Here is a 16,724-nt window from a genome sequence, read left to right as displayed (position 1 = left end):
CAAACCATGCAGTTGGGGGGCGCGCAGGGAATACGATCGGTCACATGAAGCTCAAGGAGTTCGCCAAGCAGTTGGGCCTGTCCCCGACGACGGTCAGCCGCGCTTTGAGCGGCTATCCCGAGGTCAGTGAGAAGACCCGCAAGCGCGTCGCGGAAGAAGCGGTGCGTCTCGGCTACCGACCGAACGTCAACGCCGTGCGCCTCGTCACCGGCCGTGCCGGCGCGATCGGCGTGGTGATGGGCCGCAGCGGCGAATTCCAGTTCTCGGAATACATGAGCGGGATGGCCGAGCGACTGGATAGCGAAGACATCGACATTCTCGTCAGCCCCATCGCGGAGCAGGGCGGCAAGGACGAGAGCCAGCTCTATAGCCGGCTGGCAACCAGCGGCCGGGTCGATGCGGTGATCATCCATTCGCCGATGCCCGACGATAAGCGCATCGCGCTCCTGCACAGGCTGGGAATGCCGTTCCTCGTCCATGGCCGTTCCGAGACCGACGTCCCGCACGCCTGGCTCGACATCGACAACGAGGGCGCCATCCGGCGCGCAACCTCGCATCTCCTCGATCTCGGCCACAGGCGCATCGCGATGATCAACGGCCGCGCCGGCCTGACCTTTTCACTCCATCGCGACAAGGGCTATCGCAAAGCCCTTGAACAACGTGGCATCCCGTTCGATCCGCGCCTCGTCGCCCACGGCCACTTCACCGACGAACTCGGCTTCCGCTTCGCCCGCTCCTTCCTCGAACAATCACCGCGGCCGACGGCCTTCGTTGCGGGTTCGATGATGACAGCGCTCGGCGTCTACCGCGCCGTACGCTCCTTCGGCCTCGTGGTCGGCCGGGACATTTCCGTCATCGCCCATGACGACGTCTTTCCCTATCTCACCGCCGACAACATGGTCCCCTCGCTTTCGACCACCCGCTCGTCGCTGCGCGCCGCCGGCGCGCGTTCCGCCGACCTCGTCCTGCAGCTCCTGTCGGGCAGGCCCGCGACCGAGATTCACGAGCTCTGGCCGGTCGAACTCATTCTTCGCGAATCCACTGGTCCCCTGCCGCAGGCGTCTGAGTAGAGCAATTCCAGGAAAGTGGATGCTCCAGGGCGCGGCTTCATTAACGCGGAGGCGTAGCCTAATGGATGCCAGCCGGATGAAGGCGATCGCCCACAGGCGGCCCTATCCTCATGTGTAGCTCGACCGCCGACACGCCTCAACATAGCGTCCCCGTCGTGGCTCGTGACGACACGCCTCGATCACGCAAACCAGGAGTGCATCATGTCACAGGCAGAAATGAAACGCCGTACGATTGGTCAGCAGGAGACAAACATGAGCTTGGACAACACCTCACACACCACTAGACGCGCGCCCGAAGAGCTGGTTCCGTCGCGCTACGCTGTGCGGGTCGGCGAGATCGACGTGCTGGTGGTCAGCGATGGGGTGCTACCGCTCCCGACCAAGATGTTGGGACACAACGCCGAAGCGGCCGACCGCGCGGGTTGGCTGAACGACATGTTCCTGCCGCAGGACGCTTTCGACTGGGCGCTGAACGTGGTCCTGGTGCGTAGCGGCGGGCAGACGATACTCATCGACGCCGGGCTAGGGTTGGATCCGGACTTGAACTTGCCGCGGGCCGGGCAATTGGTCAAGCGACTGGAGGCCGCCGGCATCGATCTTGCATCCGTGACCGACTTGGTCCTTACCCACATGCACATGGACCACATCGGCGGGCTGCTCGTCGACGGGGTGAAGGACCGGCTGCGTCCGGACCTGCGGATCCATGTGGCGGCCGCCGAGGTCAAATTCTGGGAGTCGCCCGATTTCTCCCACACCTCCATGCCGGCGGGGTTCCCGGACGCACTTCGCTCGGCCGCCAAGCGGTTCACGAAAGAGTACCACAACCATCTGCGGCAGTTCGAGGACGAGTACGAGGTGGCGCCGGGTGTGATCGTCTCTCGCACCGGCGGCCATACCCCCGGGCACAGCGTGGTCCGCGTGGCGTCCGGCGGCGACCGGCTGATGTTCGCCGGCGACGCCGTGTTTGCGGTCGGGTTTGACCACCCGGACTGGCACAACGGTTTCGAACACGACCCCGAGGAAGCGACCCGCGTTCGGGTCCGCCTTATGCAGGAGCTGGCGGCGACCGGCTCGTTGCTGGTGGCCACGCACCTGCCGTTCCCGTCCGTCGGCCGGGTGGCGGTCGACGGCGACACCTTTCGTTGGGTACCGGTTTTCTGGGACTACTGACGGCTTATCGGGTTAGGCCCGAACGAGACGACTGCATGGGATCGTACAACTGGTCGACCTCGTACGACACCGCCCGTATCGCGGTGTCGTACGAGTTTCTCCTGCCAGCAAGCGGCCCTTCGCGTCCTTCGTGCAACTGCGGACGGAGAACCGACCGGTGAGTCGGCCCGGATACGGCCGCATGCCCACAGGCGTCGACCGCCTCGAGCGCACGCCCTTGCGCCCTGCCCCCGGAGAGGCCAAGACTGCGCACGAAGATTCGTACGTCAGACAGGCAGATGAAGAGAAGAGAGATCGCGATCATCGGCGGCGGGCCGGCGGGCCTCATGGCGGCAGACGTGTTGTCCCGCCTTGACCATTCGGTGACGATCTATGACGGCATGCCGACGGTCGGGCGCAAGTTCCTGCTCGCGGGAAAATCCGGCCTCAACATTACGCACGCCGAAGATTATGCGCTTTTCTCGACGCGCTTCGGCTCCGCGTCGGATCGATTGCGCCCCGCGCTTGACGCCTTCACGCCGAATGACGTGCGGGATTGGGCGGCCGAGCTCGGTACGGAAACCTTTGTCGGCTCCTCGGGCCGTGTCTTTCCGAAGGTCATGAAGGCGTCCCCGCTTCTGCGCGCCTGGCTGCGCAGGCTGGAAGCGCAGGGCGCCAGGCTTCTCACTCGTCATCGCTGGTTGGGCTTTGACGATCAGGGCTTTGTCTTCGAGACCCCGGAGGGGCGGAAAGTCGTCCATTGCGACGCCGCCCTGCTGGCGCTTGGCGGGGCGAGCTTGCCGCGGCTCGGATCCGATGCCGGCTGGTTGGCCTTGCTGCGCGACACAGGTGTCGCTGTCAGCGATTTTCGGCCCGCCAATTGCGGCTTCGACGTCGCCTGGAGTGAAAGCTTTCGCGAACGTTTCGCCGGCGAACCGCTGAAATCGGTGACGGCTTCATCCGATGCCGGCGTCTTTCCGGGCGAATTCGTGGTGACCCGGCATGGCATCGAAGGCAGCCTCGTCTACGCCCATGCGTCGGGCCTGCGCGACCGGCTGGAGCACGACAGCGAAGCCACGCTGCTCATCGACCTTGTACCCGGACGGCCAGCGGAACGCCTTGCCCGCGACTTTGAGCGCCAGCAAGGTAAGGCAAGTTTCTCCAACCGTCTTCGCAAAGCCGCGGGCCTTGCCGGCGTCAAGGCCGCGCTCGTGCGGGAGGTGGCGCCTCAGGCCCTTCAGGCCGATCCGCATGATCTCGCCAGCCTGATCAAGGCCTTGCCGATTCCGGTTCTAAGGCCGCGGCCGATCGCAGAGGCGATTTCCTCGGCAGGCGGCGTCAGCTTCAGGAGCGTCAACGACGACTATATGCTCACGGCGCTTCCGGGTGTTTTCGTCGCCGGCGAAATGCTCGATTGGGAAGCCCCGACCGGCGGCTATCTGCTCACAGCCTGCTTTGCCACGGGACGGGCGGCAGCACGCGGGATTGCGGCCTGGCTTCAGCAGTAGCGGTTAAGCTCAACCATTTTGAGCTGCGCGCCCGCATCGCCAGGGCGAGACCGGCCAAGATCAGAGCAACCCCGGTCATGAACTGGAACCCTGCAGATTCCATCGGGCATGCCATCGTCCCGGAATTGCTCTACGCCGTCTCCTGGCGGAGTTCTTTGATGTCGCCAGCCCCTCGCACCGCCGGGCTGCCATAGGCGCGCAGGAAGGTGCGCACGGCCGCCCGCGCAGACTTCTCGAGTTCCCCGTCCGTCGGCGTTCCGCCAAAGAAGCTGTTCGTCTGCAGATCGGCATTGACCAAGGCGAGGAACTGCTTGGCGGCAAGGTCGAAGTCGTCGATATCGAGCCGCGCGACATGGGAAAGCCGGGCAAAGAGCGCCGCCACGGCAGTTCCGATCTTGCCCGGTCCCTGCTGGCGCCAGATCTCGAAGAGATGCGGATAACGCTCGCCCTCCGTCTGGACCAGCTTGCGGATGAACTTTCCGTCGTGATTGCACACGCAGTTCTTGTTGAGCCGGACGGCAAAGGCGGTCAGATCGTCTTCGAGATTGTCGGCGTTGTCGGGAAAGGTCGCCAGAATCGAGAACAGCGCGGCATTGGCTCGGTCCAGGATGTCCTGAACGACGGCCATGAACAGCGTCTCTTTTTCGCGGTAGTGGTTGTAGACGGTCTGGCGCGAGACGCAGGCTTCCATCGCGATTTCGTCGATGCTGGCGCCGGCAAAACCTTCCCGGCAAAAGACTTCGGCAGCGGCGTCCAATATCGAGACGCGTTTGGCGCATTGGCCTTTCTGAGTGGGGCCGCCCGGCTTCGGTTGCGGCGCTTTCGGTTTTTTCATGCCCTGAAAATAAGACGTGTTGACGAATTAGACAATGGTGTCTAACTTTACACGCGTGTCCAAATTATTCGACACGAGCAGTCGCAGGCAGTGCGATCCTCCCAAGCCGCATCCTGCCTGTCCGGCGGCCGCTTTTCCGTTTCAACCTTTAGCGACAGCGATGGGCCGGCAGGTGCATCCGGCTCTGTCTTCGCGGTTTCTGAAAGAACATCATCATGACGGCCTCATTTTTACGCACTGCGATTATTCTCGGTCTTTTGTCGGCCATCGGGCCGTTTGCGATCGACATGTACCTGCCGGCCCTGCCCTCGATCGGCAAGGATCTCGGCGCTGAAAACAATGTCGTGCAACTGAGCCTGCTCTCCTTCTTCATCTCCTTCGCACTGTTCCAGCTCATCTACGGACCGCTTTCGGACATCTGGGGCCGCAAGGCGCCTCTCTATCTCGGCATCGGTCTTTTCGCGCTCGCGAGCATCGGCTGCGCGGTGGCGAGCGACATCGAAACCCTCATCGCATTCCGCTTCCTTCAGGGCATCGGCGGTGCCGCCGGCATGGTCATTCCCCGCGCGGTCGTGCGCGACATGCACACCGGCGTCCAGGCGGCGCGGCTGATGTCGTTGCTCATGCTCGTCTTCAGCATCTCGCCCATCCTCGCACCGCTGACGGGAAGCGCCGTGATCGAATTCTACGGCTGGCGCGGCGTCTTCTATGCGGTGACGATCGCCGCCGCGGTCGGGCTGGTGCTGCTTTCGACGCAGCTCAAGGAGACCCGGCCGAAGGAGCACCGCTCGGACAGCACGGTCGGCAGCGCGATCGCCGCCTATCGGCTGCTTCTTGGCGACCGCAACTTCCTGACGCTGACCTTCATCGGCGGTCTCGGCATCTCGAGCTTCCTCGTCTATCTCGCAAACTCGCCCTTCGTGCTGATCGACCATTACGGCCTGACGCCGACGCAATACAGCCTTGCCTTCTCGATCAACGCCGTGTCGTTCTTCACGGTATCGCAGGCGACCGGCTGGCTCGGCGAACGTTTCGGGCTCGTCCGGTTGATGCGGATGGCGGTGACGATGTTCGCGTTGACCATGATCAGCATGTTCGTCGTCATGAGCCTCGGCATCAATCAGTTGCCGGTCATGGCGGCCTTCCTCTTCGTCGGCTACGGCGTTCTTGGCCTCGTCATTCCGACGTCGTCGGTGCTGGCGCTCGAGGATCATGGCGAGATCGCCGGCACCGCTTCGGCGCTGATGGGAACGCTGCATTTCGTGACCTCGGCCGTCGCGATGGTCATCACCAGTATTTTTTTCGACGGCACCGCGCTGCCGATGGTGGCGGGCATCGCGCTCTGTGCCCTTGGAGCCTTTCTCGTTACCCAGGCAACGATCGGCCGTCGCCGCCGCGTCGTTGCCGCGGAATAGACAATCCCCCACGCATCCGAAAAGGGTGCGCGGGCCGGTCCTTTGGCTGCTTCGCAAACAGGCCGATGACCGCTTTGTGAAGCTGCGCCCGTCGATTACGTGCTAACGTCTATCGACGGGCGCGGCGCAATCCCAAGAGTTTCCTTACTCGAAGCACCGGCGCCGCGCCGAGCACTGCATGTTTCCTTAAATCGCAGCCAATTTGAGGATAAAGACGTGCAGCAAAGAAGTGCTACAGCGTTCTTTGCGCGTTTGAATAAGACGCGCGGCGCTGGAGAGGCGTGAAAGGAGCCGGCCATGCTTCCAACGCGACGTTCGCTGCTGACTGCTTTTCTAGCAATCCCGGCCTTGCCCATCGTCAACCTCCGCGGGGCCGCCGCGCAGCGGCGCCTCCTACCGCCAACGCCGGCCTGCGGCAGTGATCGCGACCTGACCCTCGCCCGCACGGCCGGTCCCTTCTACAAACCCGACGCGCCCCTGCGTCACGAACTCTTTGCTGATTCCCCCGACGGCGAGCGCATCACGCTCGCCGGCTACGTCCTCGACGCCGACTGCCGGCCGCTCGCCAACAGCCTCGTCGAGATCTGGCATGCCGACGACACCGGCGCCTATGACACGCGCGGCTTCAGGCTGCGCGCGCACCAGTTCACCGATTCAAACGGGCGCTGGTGGTTCGCCACGATCGTCCCCGCGCGTTACACTGGCCGAACCCGGCACTATCATCTCCGCGTGCAGCGCCGTGGCGGCGGGCTGCTCACGACGCAGCTCTTCTTTCCGAACGAACCCGCCAATGCCAGCGACGGGCTCTATTCGGACGCACTGCTGCTCGATATCCGCAACACTGCCGACGGCAAATTCGGCCGGTTTGATTTCGTTGTCTAAGGTGCAGCACGGGCCGCCGCTCTCGGTGGCGGCGCGGCCAGGCCCCAAGGTTTCACTCAGTGCTCGTTCGCATGCGCCCCATGCGCGGTGATCACGCTCTGGGCTTCCTTGCCGTAAAGCTCCTCGAAATGATCGAAGCCCTTGGAAAAGTAACCGATCCCCTGTGTGGCGGATCTCAGCGAGCGCGCCAGGTCGTCCAGCGCGGAGCCTGGGATCAGGGCGCGGAAGATATCCCACCCCTTCGCCCCTTCGTCCCGGTCGAAACCGAGAACCTGCCCTTTCAGCGTCGAAACGATCGGCACGAGACTGCCGGAATAGATGGATGGGATATGAATCTCCACGCGGAAGATCGGCTGCATCAGCACGGCCGAGGCCTGTGAGAGGGCCTGGCGAACGCCCATCTTCCCGGCCGTGCGGAACGCGTATTCCGAACTGTCGACGGAGTGATGCTGGCCGTCGGTCAGCATTACGCCGACGTCGATGACCTTGAAGCCGAGCGGGCCTTTGTCCATCGCTTCGCGCGCCCCTGCTTCGACCGCCGGTATGAAGTTTCTCGGAACGGCGCCGCCCTTGACGGTCTCGGCAAAGGTGAATCCGCCGCCGCGTTCATTGGGGTGAACACTGAGCTTCACATCCGCAAACTGGCCGGCGCCGCCGGTCTGCTTGCGGTGACGATAATGCACGTCCGACGACTTCGAGATCGTCTCGCGATAGATCGGACTCGGCGGTTGCTCGCTGACCTCGACGTGAAAGATATCGGAGAGCGTCCGGCACAGGTCGCGCAGGTGCACCGGCCCCTGCGCGCAGACCAGTTGCGCGCCGGTCCCCTCCTCCTGCATGACCTTCAGGCCGCGATCGGTTTCGGAAAGCTTGGCGAGCGTTTCGGAAAGCTTGGTCTCGTCGCGCTCGCTTTCCGGCACCAGGATGCGCTCCATCATCGGCGTCGGCGGAGTTGTCCATTCCGGCGGCCCCAGGGTGGCATTGGCCGTCAGCAGCGACGGCACGACGAGGTGATCGGATTTCACCGCGGCGAAAACCTGACCGGGCGCCGGTGTCGCCGATGTCAGAGGGCGGCCGTTCGCCGGATCCTGCAGGGCCCCGAGCCCGGAGCCGCCGAGCATGGCTCCCTGCTTCACGCCGTTTTCGAGCGCGCGAACAAGCACGGTCTTGCCGACGCTCGGGCGATGATGGGCATGAAAGCTGACGGCGGAAAGCGTCGCATCGGCGATGCCGCCAGCCGTAGCAAGGCGTTTTCTAAGCGCATCCACGCGCGGCGCGTCGTGACGGAGCGCCTTCATCAGCCGCAGAATGCCGTTGCTGTGGCTTGCCGCGCCGACCAGCACCGGAATGATCTTGTTTTCGCTCAGGACCCGCGTCGAGATCGTATAGATTGCGTCGCTCGCCGGCTCGCGGTCCTCGATCAGTTCCTCCAGCAGCCAGTCATCGAATTCGGAAAGATGCTCCAGCAGTTCGGTGCGCGCCTCGTGTTCGCGCTCGACGACGCTTTCGGGGAGTTCGAAAAGCGCCGACGTCTGGCCTTCCCGGTAGCGCCAGGCACGCTCGGAAATCAGGTCGCAGCTGCCGATGATCTTGTCACCGTCGCGGATCGGAATCTGCCTGAGGACGAAAGGGTGGTTGGAATAGTCCTGGAGAGCGGCGACGACGTCCCTCAGCCGTCCCCTCGGCTCATCCATGCGGTTGACGAAAAGGATGCAGGGCGTTCCCGACGCCTCGATCGCCTTGAGGTAGGGCGCCGCGAGCACGGCCTCCTCCGGCACCGGCGAAACGCAGAGCACGCAGGCATCGCTGGCGAGCAAGGCATCCTGTGCGTGCGCCAGCGCCTCGTTGGTTCCGGGTGTGTCCAGCGCACACCACTCCTCGTTTCCAAATTCGAACTCCGTTAGGCTCAAGCCATAGGGAGAGGCGGATTTTCTTGGCTGGCCTTCGAGCAGACCGAGCTTTTCCACGAGCGTGGATTTTCCGGTCTGCGAAGGCCCAAGTACCGTGAAGCAGCGCATCGGCGATCCTCCTACCACGATGACACGTTTTCTACAGCGCCGCGCGTCTCTTCAGACGCGCAAAGGTCGCTGTAGCACTTTGAATCGCTGCATGTTTTTACCCTTAAATCGGCTCCGATTTAAGGAAACATGCAGTAGAGCGGGATGAGGAAAAGCGTGCGCGGTTTTCCGCCCGCATCCCGCGTCTCAGCTTATTAGAATCGATCACGTTTATGACTTAGGTCGATTAGACCTAAAGTCATCGTCATCTAGCGCCGTGGTTTCCTTAATTCGGCTTCGACTTAAGAAAACATGCGGCGGGCCAAGATGCCGCGCTCAGGCACGGTAGACCGGAGATCGATGGCTTGCTCCGGGCTCGCGCCCTCCCCCGCGAGGGTCAAGGCTCGACCAAGGGTGCACCCGTGCCCGTCGCTGCGCAAGGCTGAGATTGACGATCTGAAGAAAAGGTCGCGGACCTACTGCATGTTTCCTCAAACCGCAGCCGATTTGCGGACAACAACATGCAGCAAACCAAAGTGCTGCACCGGTCTTTGCGCGGTCTGAAAAGACGCGCGTCGCTGTGGGCGGCGAAAGCCGCGCCGAGTGCTGCATCGGAGGGAAGGTTGCACCCGCATTCGCCCCTGTCGCGCGATCTACCCGATTGCGCTCGGCGCAAATTCCGCGACCAGTTCGTGGCGATCGCCCGGATAGGTCAGCCGCACGCTGGTGACCGGCGCACCGCCGCTCCAGGTCCGCCGTTCGATGACGAGGCAGGGCGATCCGACCGCAATGCCGAGGGCTTGTGCGGCCTGACGGCTCGCAGCCACAGCGCGGATGCGATGCTCGGCCGTACTCCACGGCACCTTGCCGAGCAGCCACGAACCGGGTGCGACGACATCGAATGGTTCGGCTTCGGCCTCCGGCACCGCCGAAAGGTTGATGAGCCGTTCCTCAAGGCAAAAGGGCCGGCCGCTCGCCAGATGCCGGCAGGTGATATCGAGCAGCCGCGCCGAGGCCGGCAGGTCTATGCGTCCCGTATCATCGGCACCGACTTTGCGGACATGCCGCTCATCGAGACGATAGCCGTATTCGAGGCCGCGCGACTGCACCTCGAGTTTCACGTCGTGGATTTCCATGACCGCGGACTGGACGTGCGGAAAGGTGACGTAGCTGCCGGACTTGCGCCGCCGCTCGATCAATCCTTTCTTGACGAGCTCGGTCAGGGCCTTGTTCACGGTCATGCGCGAACAACCATATTGCTCCGTCAACTCGTGCTCGAAAGGAATACGGTGTCCCGGCGGCCAGTCGCCGGACAGAATATGCCCCTCGACGTCACCGAGAATCCGCTGGTGCAGGGAGAGCGGCTGCTCTGCACGGTTGTCCTCGTGGGAAGAACGATCGTTGGGAATGACGGGATCCTCGGCTGGTGACTGACCCCGTACCTTAAACATTTCCCGCCGCGGCAACAGTCCCGCCGATGATGCCCGCCGGTTTTCCACGGCGGATGCTGCACGGTCAACGTATTACGATGGCCCGCCCGAGCCGATAATCATCGCAGGGAGTGCCGCCCGCAGCAGAGATGCGACGCCGTCTTCACAAAGCCGGGATGCGGGGGAGAACCGCGCTACCAGGCCGTCCACTCCCCCTTTTCAGTAGAAGAGATGCCAAGGCGTCAGGAACGCACGCGCCCATTCCTGTTCCTGCTCCCGTTCGCGCTCCGCCGCAGCATCAACACGGACGGCATTGCACGCGGCCCTTTCGTTGCGCTCCGCCGCCTTCGACACCGGCGGCTCGAAATGGCCAAGCGTCATTCCACCGAGATAGAACATTGGGCGCCCTTCGCTGTTTGCGTTTTTCAATCACAATCCTGCCACAATGCAGCGGCCTGTCAATAGTCTACTAATTTTATGTTCTAAAAGGCCTATCTCCAGCCGCCGGTCAACCGCTCTCGACGAGGTTCGACCTGGTGCGAAATCACGGCGGCGTTCGCCAGCTCGCAGGCAGAAACGACGCGTGACCGCCCGAATAGGAACAAAACAAATTCAAGGTCTTAGATCGGCTTCAGCGGCAACGGCTACAGTGGCACGACAGCAATGCTGCCCACCGCATGTTTCCTTAAATCGACCTCGATCTAAGGACAAAGGCATGCAGCAGATCAAAGTGCTACAGAGACCTTTGCGCGTCTGATAAGACGCGCGGCGCTGTCGTCGGTTGCAGCGCAACGAGGCCTCTCCCTCATCCTCGGCTTCCCCCTGCCCGATCGAAAACATACCGATCAGGCTCTCGTCGAGCCGTGCCGCAGCTTGCGGCCGCCACTGTGCTCGGCCCCGCGTTGTCCGCGGACAACCGAATCGGGACCGCCCACAAAAGTTGTCCGCGGACAACTGTTAAACAGAGAAATTCATAAAACTGCGACGTCCCGGCGGGATAAACGGGGTTTTTGTTAAGCGTTTGTAAATTGGCAACGAATCGGCGCATAGTATAACTGCGCAGATAGGGGCTTATTGTCGAATTTTGCGCAGTTTTCCGGAGAGGGCGATGTTGCAGCAGAGAATCCAGAGTCTTGAGGAGCAGGAGCATTTGCCATCGCTGCTGTCCGCCGACGCTCAGGAGCTTGCTCACCAACTGCAGGAACACCAGAAAAAGATCTTCTCCCCGACGGCGCAAAAAACGATGCGCCTGTTCACCCCGGCCGAGGCGGCGGCCTTCATCGGAATCGGTGAAGGATACCTCCGTCAGATCGCTTCAGAAGGCCATGGGCCGCAGCCGCTGTCAAACGGCCGGCGCATGTATGCCGTCGACGATATCGATCGCATCCGCCATGTGCTCGACGAGGGCGCGAAGACCGGCAAGTACATCCCTCACCGCCGACCAGGCGAAAAGCTCCAGGTCATTTCGGTGATGAATTTCAAGGGTGGGTCGGGCAAGACGACGACGTCGGCCCATCTCTCTCAATATCTCGCGCTGCGCGGCTATCGCGTGCTGGCGATCGACCTCGATCCGCAGGCCTCGCTTTCCGCCCTCTTCGGCCACCAGCCGGAGCTCGACGTCGGCGAGGCGGAAACGCTTTATGGCGCCATCCGCTACGAGAACCCGCGCGCCATCGCCGATATCGTCCGCTCGACCTACACCACCAATCTTCACCTGATCCCGGGCAATCTCGAACTGATGGAGTTCGAGCACGAGACGCCGAAGGCAATGATCGGCGGATCGGCCGAAACCTTGTTCTTCGCCCGGATCGGCGAGGCGCTTTCCGAGATCGAGAGTTTCTACGATATCGTCGTCATCGACTGCCCGCCGCAGCTCGGCTTTTTGACTATGTCCGCGCTCTGCGCGGCGACGTCGGTGCTTATCACCGTGCATCCGCAGATGCTCGACGTGATGTCGATGTCGCAGTTCCTGTCGATGACGAGCGACCTGATGACCGTGGTCGAAAAAGCGGGCGGACGCACGAGCTATGACTGGATGCGCTATCTGGTCACCCGTTTCGAGCCGAATGACGGGCCTCAGAGCCAGATGACCGGCTTCATGCGGGCGATCTTCGGCAATCGCATGCTCCAGAACGCCATGGTGAAGTCGACCGCCATCTCGGACGCAGGCGTCACCAAGCAGACGCTCTACGAGGTGGAACGCTCGCAATTCATCCGCGGCACCTATGACCGGGCAATGGATTCGCTCTCGCTCGTCAATGCCGAGATCGAGGAGATGATCCGCAAGGTCTGGGGAAGGAAGTAATCGATGGCGCGCAAGAACCTGATCGGCATTTCCGACAGCCCTACGGCTCCGCTCGACGGAGAGCGACCGGCTGTCGAACGCCCGATCGCCGGCCTTGCACCGGGCCACCGGCCAAGCGGCCTCGTCGGCGGCATCACCAGGTCGCTCACGAACATCACCCAGAAGGTGGAGCGCGCTGAGGAATTGGAGCGCCAGCTTGCCGAAGGGCAATCGATCGTCGATCTCGACCCTTCGCTGATCGATGCTTCCTTCGTCGTCGACCGGCTCGGTGTTACCGCCGAGGCGCAAGCGGCGCTGGTGCAGCAGATCCGCGACCACGGACAACAGGTCCCGATCCTCGTCAGACCGCATCCGACGGCTAAGGAGCGCTACCAGGTCGCCTATGGTCACCGGCGGCTTGCCGCGGTCCGCGAGATCGGCGGGAAGGTCAAGGCGGTCATTCGCAACCTCAGCGACGAACAGCTCGTCGTCTCCCAGGGGCAGGAGAACAACGCCCGCACGGACCTCTCCTTCATCGAGCGCGCCCTGTTTGCCACGCGTCTGGAAGATCGCGGCTTTTCCCGCGAGATCATCATGTCGTCGCTTGGTATCGACAAAGCGGCGCTCTCGAAGATGATCACGGTGGTGCGCCGGCTACCGGTCGAAGTGATCGAGGCGGTCGGTGCCGCGCCCGCTTTTGGCCGCCGGCGATGGATCGAGCTCGCCGATCTTATCGATCTCGCCGGCAACCGGTCGCGAGCGCTCGAATTTATCGAAAAGACCGAGTTTCCAGCCGGCGAAAGCGATCAGCGCTTCGAAAATCTGTTCGGCTTCCTCAGTACGGCCAAGGAGCGCGCAAAGGCGGAGGCCTGGATCGCGCCTGACCGCACACGTCCAGTACGCATCCGCGAGACGGAGTCAGAAACGACCCTTGCCTTCAGCAAGAAGGCGGCCCCCGGTTTTGCCGATTTCGTGAGGCAGAGGCTGCAATCTCTGTACCTCGAATACCAACAGGAAACAGGAGATTAAACAGAGCAAAAGAAAAAGGCTTCCGAACGACTAGCGCTGCGGAAACCCTTCTCTCGTGTAGCAACTAGAGAATCCCATTTCCGCGAATCAGTGTCAAGAGTTTTTGACGTCGTTTCGGCGAACGGTTTTCTTTTGCCTTGGATAAGGTGAAGAAAAATGGAACGTGGAAGTGTGACGACGCCTTTTGGGCGGCGGCCGATGACGCTTGGCATGCTCTCAAGCCAAATCACCGCCAGCCGCACCCAGGCGGGGCGGTCTGTCGACAAATGGAAATTGTTTCGCTGGCTCTGCGAAGCGAAGAGCCTTGTGGGCGTGTCCGATCGCTCGCTGGCGGTGCTCAACGCGCTGCTGAGCTTTTATCCCGGCACCGAACTGTCCAGGGAAAGCGGCCTCGTCGTTTTTCCGTCCAATACCCAGCTTTCACTTCGAGCGCACGGCATGGCCGGAACGACCTTGCGGCGTCACCTCGCCGCTCTCATCGAAGCCGGCTTGATCCTTCGGCGCGACAGCCCGAATGGCAAGCGTTACGCGCGGCGAAACCACAGCGGTGCCGTCGGAGAAGCCTTCGGGTTCGATCTTTCTCCGCTGATCGCACGAGCTACCGAAATCGAAACCGCCGCCGCTGAGCTCGCCGCGGAACGGCAGCATATGCGCATCATGCGTGAGCGATTGAGCCTCTGCCGGCGCGACGTTGCCAAGTTGCTGGAGCTCGTCCACGAAAGCGCTCCGCAAAGCGATTGGCAGAATTACGAATTGCAGTTCGAAGAGCTCATTGACCAGCTTCCCCGCAAGCCCTCAACCGCCGAAATCGAAACCGTGCTCGGCTCAATGGACCGTCTTCGTTGTGATCTCACCAACCAATTGGAAAACTTGCTCAATTTCCAAAAAACGGACACCTATGATCACCAGAATGGATGCCACATACAGAATTCACATCCAGACTCTCTTTCTGAATCTGAAGTTGGCCTGGGAAAAGGACGGGAACCGCTTTTGCGAAAGGCGGCCGGTGGCGACGCTGCAGAGGCTTTGACAGAACCTCCACCGAAACTGGCCACACAAAACGCAGCGTCACCTCCCACCGCCGTTGATCGCTCGGGTACGGTACCTCAACGACCGTGCCGCGAAATCCCGCTGCCGGCGATCCTGCAAGCCTGCCCGCAGATCGCCGACTATGGGCCTTCTGGCCGGATTTCCGGTTGGAAAGATCTGATGACGGCGGCGATCGTGGTCCGCTCCATGCTCAATGTCAGCGCGGATGCCTATGACGAAGCCTGCTCCGTCCTTGGCTGCGAGAACGCGGCAACCATTGTCGCCTGCATTCTGGAAAGAGCGGAGCAAATCGCATCGCCGGGCGGCTACCTGCGCGAACTGACAAGGCGGGCGCAGCGCCAGGAGTTTTCGCTTGGCCCAATGGTCGTGGCGTTGAGCCGAGCTAAGCGAAATGGAGGAGTTGCCGTGGCAAGTTAATCCATGCCACCCAAAATGTGTGCAGCAGTGTTGGAACGACGACACGCATGAAAGCGAAGACCTAAAGCGTGTAGCATGAGGCCGTCTGAACGCGGCGCTCTTTAGGACCAGGCCGTCGGGACGGAGCAACTTTCTCGTCGGCCGCAGTGGAGAAATAGGCAGGGGACAAGTCGCACTGTCCCACGGCTGCATCGTGCCGAACCATTGCCTTGACGAGCAAAATATCCGAAACTCGATGCTGTGATGGATTCGCCGGGATATGCGTTTAACTGTGTCTGGTGGCGCTTTCTTAACAATTCTGCGGCTATCGTAACGCATTGGCAAAAAAGCCTTTAATTTCGCCTTACGGAAGCTATCTCGCTCGTAATTTCCGACACCTCGGACGACCTGAAACAGCCACTTTCCGCATTATCGGCAACCGAACGACCCCGGCGTCGGCGACTTCTCACAAAACCGGGACATTGTCCGAAGTTGACAGCTGTCAACGGCTGTGGCGACACTGCGCTCGATCCGCTTCACGGGCAAAAAAACGACGGACAGACGCCAGGTCAGCGGTCCCCTTGACTCCGCCGGATTTCCTCACTTCCGCAGCAGTGCTTCTACAGCATCGCGCGTCTTATCGGACGGGCAAAGGACGCGGCAGCATTTCGAATGCTGCACGCTTCTTATCCTTGAATGGTCTCCGATTTGAAGAAACAGCCAGCGGGTCAATTCCAGGAATGGTCTGTGACGGCTTTCCGCCCCGGAATCGCCTCAGAGCATTGGAGCGCTTCACCGCTGAAGCCGCTTACTCGTGCCAATGCTCCGCCACCCATGGCGTCGGGCGGATGTAGTGACGCAGATAGCGGAATGCGCTTTTCTCCCGCCGATCTGGCGCAAACAGGCCGCGAATATGCCCGAGCGGGGTCGTCGGCCGGCTCCTGTAGCCGAACTGGCCGTCGATAGCATGCTGCGGCAGCAAACTGCGGGGGAAGAGCACCACGCGGCCATCGGCAGGCAGCCGTGGCGCAAGGAAATAGTTGAGCGGAAAGGGCCAGCGGCAATCCTGGCGAAAATGCAAAACCCAGCGCCGCGGAAAGAGTTTGACGCCGCCCGGCGCATTGCGGGTGACGAAGCGTTGCTCGAAGCTGTATTCGTCCGCCACCCCTTGTGGATCGGCCCGGAACTTCTCCTGCAGGGGTACGAGCTTGCCGACCGGAAACCGGAACAGCGACGTCTGTCCGAGCCGTTCAAACGGCGTCGTCTGATTTCGAGCGAGCACCACATCGTCCGGCCCGCCAAATTCGAAGAAGGGATCGAGAGATCCGACAATCACCAGATCGAGGTCGAGGAACAGCACCGGACCGGTGAGGTTCCCGAGCTTCGGACCCCAGAGCCGTGCTTTCGGCCAGATGCCTTTGGTATTCACCGGCATCGCGGCATCGAGCGGCGGCAGATCTTCGCAGAGGATTTCGGGACGCAGGCCGCTGCGGTTGTCGGTGAAACAGGTAAATGTGAAAGGCGGCGTAATGTTGCGCGCCACCATGGCGTATAGCCGGTTGATGAAGGGCGGACCGTACTTGGTGCCCCAGTTGATGCATATCACCTGCTTGACGCCGCCACTTGCCGCCAGAACGCTTGCCATGGGCTCTCCACTCTTGCCGGCTGCCGAGAGCTCT

At 62.0% G+C, this 16,724-nt stretch carries 13 protein-coding genes; 8 read left to right on the top strand and 5 right to left on the bottom strand.

The features are described from left to right. Nucleotides 1–44 precede the first annotated feature (44 nt). The 3 genes from QN222_RS24160 (at nt 45) to QN222_RS24150 (ending at nt 3,727) form a co-directional block, all read left to right on the top strand. Nucleotides 45–1,070 carry a substrate-binding domain-containing protein gene (locus QN222_RS24160; RefSeq protein ID WP_283963224.1) on the top strand — a complete coding sequence of 342 codons (1,026 nt, stop codon included), beginning with the start codon at nt 45–47 and terminating at the stop codon, nt 1,068–1,070. A gap of 201 nt (nt 1,071–1,271) precedes the next feature. After that, nucleotides 1,272–2,240 carry an MBL fold metallo-hydrolase gene (locus QN222_RS24155; RefSeq protein ID WP_283963225.1) on the top strand — a complete coding sequence of 323 codons (969 nt, stop codon included), beginning with the start codon at nt 1,272–1,274 and terminating at the stop codon, nt 2,238–2,240. A gap of 278 nt (nt 2,241–2,518) precedes the next feature. Continuing rightward, nucleotides 2,519–3,727 carry a TIGR03862 family flavoprotein gene (locus QN222_RS24150; RefSeq protein WP_283963226.1) on the top strand — a complete coding sequence of 403 codons (1,209 nt, stop codon included), beginning with the start codon at nt 2,519–2,521 and terminating at the stop codon, nt 3,725–3,727. Nucleotides 3,728–3,857: 130 nt separating this feature from the next. On the opposite strand, the gene QN222_RS24145 is transcribed toward QN222_RS24150, so the two are convergent. Then, nucleotides 3,858–4,562 carry a TetR/AcrR family transcriptional regulator gene (locus QN222_RS24145; RefSeq protein WP_283963227.1) on the bottom strand — a complete coding sequence of 235 codons (705 nt, stop codon included), beginning with the start codon at nt 4,560–4,562 and terminating at the stop codon, nt 3,858–3,860. Between the two features lie 215 nt (nt 4,563–4,777). On the opposite strand from QN222_RS24145, the gene QN222_RS24140 reads away from it, so the two are divergent. Together QN222_RS24140 and QN222_RS24135 are read left to right on the top strand one after the other, a co-directional pair. Continuing rightward, nucleotides 4,778–5,977, top strand: a complete 1,200-nt coding sequence (locus QN222_RS24140) for a multidrug effflux MFS transporter (RefSeq protein WP_283963228.1) — start codon at nt 4,778–4,780, stop codon at nt 5,975–5,977. Nucleotides 5,978–6,274: 297 nt separating this feature from the next. After that, nucleotides 6,275–6,859: an intradiol ring-cleavage dioxygenase gene (locus QN222_RS24135; protein ID WP_283963229.1), complete on the top strand. Its 585-nt coding sequence runs from the start codon at nt 6,275–6,277 to the stop codon at nt 6,857–6,859. Between the two features lie 56 nt (nt 6,860–6,915). Here QN222_RS24135 and QN222_RS24130 read toward each other — a convergent pair whose 3' ends face one another. The 3 genes from QN222_RS24130 to QN222_RS24120 all read right to left on the bottom strand — a co-directional run bounded on the left by QN222_RS24130 (nt 6,916) and on the right by QN222_RS24120 (nt 10,685). Continuing rightward, entirely contained in the window at nt 6,916–8,877 is a 1,962-nt protein-coding gene (locus tag QN222_RS24130) for an elongation factor G (RefSeq protein WP_283963230.1), read from the bottom strand. Between the two features lie 632 nt (nt 8,878–9,509). Further along, nucleotides 9,510–10,211, bottom strand: coding sequence for a histidine utilization repressor (gene hutC, locus QN222_RS24125; protein ID WP_336621041.1), 702 nt, complete (start codon nt 10,209–10,211; stop codon nt 9,510–9,512). A 294-nt stretch (nt 10,212–10,505) separates the two neighbouring features. Continuing rightward, on the bottom strand, nt 10,506–10,685 hold the full coding sequence (locus tag QN222_RS24120; protein ID WP_283963232.1) for a hypothetical protein: 180 nt from the start codon (nt 10,683–10,685) through the stop codon (nt 10,506–10,508). Between the two features lie 709 nt (nt 10,686–11,394). Here QN222_RS24120 and repA point away from each other — a divergent pair. From repA to repC, 3 genes are all read left to right on the top strand, one after another. Beyond that, the gene (gene repA, locus QN222_RS24115; RefSeq protein ID WP_283963233.1) at nt 11,395–12,591 is read left to right on the top strand and encodes a plasmid partitioning protein RepA; all 1,197 of its coding nucleotides are present in this window, start codon (nt 11,395–11,397) and stop codon (nt 12,589–12,591) included. Between the two features lie 3 nt (nt 12,592–12,594). Beyond that, a complete protein-coding gene (gene repB / locus QN222_RS24110; protein WP_283963234.1) occupies nt 12,595–13,599 on the top strand; it encodes a plasmid partitioning protein RepB in 1,005 nt (334 codons plus the stop codon). 156 nt (nt 13,600–13,755) lie between these two features. Further along, nucleotides 13,756–15,066, top strand: a complete 1,311-nt coding sequence (gene repC / locus QN222_RS24105; protein WP_283963235.1) for a plasmid replication protein RepC — start codon at nt 13,756–13,758, stop codon at nt 15,064–15,066. A gap of 787 nt (nt 15,067–15,853) precedes the next feature. On the opposite strand, the gene QN222_RS24100 is transcribed toward repC, so the two are convergent. Continuing rightward, on the bottom strand, nt 15,854–16,690 hold the full coding sequence (locus QN222_RS24100) for a glycosyl transferase (protein ID WP_283963236.1): 837 nt from the start codon (nt 16,688–16,690) through the stop codon (nt 15,854–15,856). Nucleotides 16,691–16,724 lie beyond the last annotated feature (34 nt).

The organism is Sinorhizobium sp. 6-70, from assembly GCF_030124375.1.
In the GTDB taxonomy this organism is placed as follows: Bacteria; Pseudomonadota; Alphaproteobacteria; order Rhizobiales; family Rhizobiaceae; genus Sinorhizobium.
This window is presented reverse-complemented; position numbering and strand designations above follow the sequence as displayed.